This window comes from Thioalkalivibrio sp. ALMg13-2 (assembly GCF_000381185.1).
Lineage (GTDB): Bacteria > Pseudomonadota > Gammaproteobacteria > Ectothiorhodospirales > Ectothiorhodospiraceae > Thioalkalivibrio > Thioalkalivibrio versutus.
Map to the genome: position 1 here is coordinate 1 of NZ_KB906162.1, position 1,466 is coordinate 1,466.

The 1,466-nt window shown below is 63.2% G+C and carries 2 protein-coding genes; both read left to right on the forward strand.

Translation table 11 applies throughout. The annotated features are described in order from the left end of the window. Positions 1-155 precede the first annotated feature (155 nt). Entirely contained in the window at positions 156-1,097 is a 942-nt protein-coding gene (locus F618_RS0114625) for an ArdC family protein (protein WP_019569018.1), read from the forward strand. After that, positions 1,094-1,378 (forward strand): hypothetical protein, encoded by a 285-nt coding sequence (locus F618_RS0114630; RefSeq protein WP_019569019.1) that lies wholly within the window; start codon positions 1,094-1,096, stop codon positions 1,376-1,378. Before F618_RS0114625 ends, F618_RS0114630 begins: the two co-directional genes overlap by 4 nt. Positions 1,379-1,466: the final 88 nt, after the last annotated feature.

The window sequence follows — 1,466 nt, forward strand, 5'->3', positions numbered from 1 at the left end:
CCTGTTCCAGGGTGGAACGTTGACCTTCAATGACCTTCATCACCGGCGCCTCGCTGCTCGGGTACGAACGGTCAACATACCATTTCAACCCCCGTGGGGCAGTCGGATCCCACGGGGATCGGTCTGTCCCCATTTTCATGCGCAGGAGACAGACCATGTCCAAGAAAGAAGCCTCCAAGGACCTGTACCAGGAAGTGACCGATCAGATCGTTACGGCCCTGGAAAACGGTGTCGTGCCCTGGGTCAAACCCTGGGATGGCGACAAGGCGGCGCTGGCGAGCGGAATGCCCGTCAATGCCGCGACCAATCGCCCCTATCACGGGGTCAACGTCATGCTCCTGTGGATGCGGGAGGTGGCACACGGGTATTCCACCAGTCGGTGGATGACCTTCAAGCAGGCGAAGGATGCCGGCGGATCGGTGCGCAAGGGCGAGAAGAGCACGCTGGCCGTGTTCTTCAAGCCGATCCAGCGGCAGAAGACCGACCGCGATGGCAAGCCGGTGACGGACGAGAAGGGCGAGCCGGTAATGAAAACCGTGCCCATCCTTCGGGCCTTCAAGCTCTTCAACGTGGACCAGATCGATGATCTGGAGGACCGGTATCGCGTGGGTCCCACCGGGGACGCCCCGGAACCGAGCTTCACGCCCATCGAGGCCGCGGAATCGGTGTTGGAGTCCTCCGGGGCTCTGATCCGACACGGGGGCGACCGGGCGTTCTATGCGCCCGGTCCGGATTACATCCAGTTGCCCCCGAAGGCGTCGTTTCGGGAAGAGGCCGGTTATTACGCCACGGCGCTCCACGAACTCACGCACTGGACGGGACATGAGTCCCGACTCGCGCGCGAAGGCATCGTGGAGTTTGATCACTTCGGATCCGAGCGTTATGCGTTCGAGGAGCTGGTCGCCGAGTTGGGTGCCGCCTTCCTGTGTGCCGAGATCGGCATCCAGGGGGATCTTCGCCACGAAGGCTACATCGGCTCCTGGGTCAGGAAACTCAAGGAGGACAAGCGGGCCATTTTTCGGGCGGCAAGCCAAGCTCGGAAAGCCGCTGAGCACCTGCGGCCGGAGGCCGAGGTTCAGTCCGAGGAGGCGGTATGAATCCCGCCACCCTGGAAGCCCTGAACCAGCTCGCCGACGCGGCGGAGTCACCGACGGGACAGGGACGGCACGTCCGTCTGTTCCTGCTCGGTCTCTTCAACGGCCAGGAATTTCCGTTCGACCTTACCCGACTCCGGGTAATCGATCCGGACCTTCAGGTCGCTGCGCTGCGCGTACTGGCGTTCGACATGCGTTCCGGAACGGAGATCGACCACTGGATCTCCGGCGGGGCCGAGCGTCTCGCCCGTTGGGTGAGGCTCGAAATCCACCCTCAATCCTGACGGCCTTCGGGCCGTCATTCCCGAGGGTCGCGCGCGATCCTGGGGAATGACGGCTTTACCGCCCGCCTGAGCGTATCAGGCCCCTGAA